Source organism: Pseudoroseomonas cervicalis ATCC 49957 (assembly GCF_000164635.1).
Taxonomy (GTDB): domain Bacteria; phylum Pseudomonadota; class Alphaproteobacteria; order Acetobacterales; family Acetobacteraceae; genus Pseudoroseomonas; species Pseudoroseomonas cervicalis.
Genome location: NZ_GG771095.1, coordinates 1 through 951, shown reverse-complemented (window position 1 = coordinate 951; position 951 = coordinate 1). Strand labels below are relative to the sequence as shown.

Annotated in this window: 1 protein-coding gene; it reads left to right on the top strand. The window is 70.7% G+C overall.

Annotated features, from left to right (window positions below; all coding sequences use genetic code 11):
* Positions 1-190 precede the first annotated feature (190 nt).
* Positions 191-951 (top strand): response regulator (locus HMPREF0731_RS21925; RefSeq protein WP_157136285.1); only part of this gene is annotated, 761 nt, incomplete at its 3' end.

Genomic DNA, 951 nt, shown 5'->3' with positions numbered 1-951 from the left:
GCAAGGCTGCTCACGGGGCCGATCCTAGTCGGGGTGCCGGCCGGGCGGAAGCGCCGCCGCTGCGCCGGCGCCGGCCCACGCCCAAAAAAACACCGTCGCAATGATACGAAGCGCAACGGCGCGCGCCGCCGAAAAAGCCTGTAACATGGCGGGCAGGCATCATCGCCATATCACGACTATGGTCGAGCTCATGGAACCGCCCCCGCATATCCTGGTCGTGGATGACGATCGGGAAATCCGCGACCTGCTGTCGAAATTCCTCGAACGGCAATCCTGCCGCGTCACCGCCGCGCGCGATGCGCGCGAGGCGCGGCGGCTCTGGCCGCTCGGGCGCTACCATCTGGTGGTGCTCGACCTGATGCTGCCGGGCGAGTCGGGGCTGGATTTCGCGCGCTGGCTGCGCAGCCAGTCCGACGTGCCCATCGTCATGCTCACCGCCATGAGCGAGGAGACCGACCGCATCGTCGGGCTGGAGCTGGGCGCCGACGACTATGTCGCCAAGCCCTTCAACCCGCGCGAGCTGCTGGCGCGCATCCGCGCCGTGCTGCGCCGCGCCCATGGCGAGGGCACCACCAGCCAGGAACCGCCGGCCAAGTCCATCCGCTTCGCCGGCTGGGTGCTGGAGCCGGCGCGCCGCCGCCTGATGAACCTGGACGGGGTCGAGGTGCCGCTGACCGGCGGCGAATACGAATTGCTGATGGTGCTGGTCGAGCGCCCCAACCGCGTGCTGACCCGCGACATGCTGATGGACCTGCTGCGCGGCCGCCAGGCCGGGCCGTTCGACCGGGCGATCGACGTCGCCGTCTCCCGCCTGCGCCGCAAGCTGGAGGATGACGGGCGCAACCCTACCCTGATCAAGACGGTGCGCGGCGGCGGCTATGTGCTGGCGGCGACGGTGGAGAAGATCACCGATCGCGGCGCCGTGCCCGCCGGCGGTGGCGCCGCCGCCGC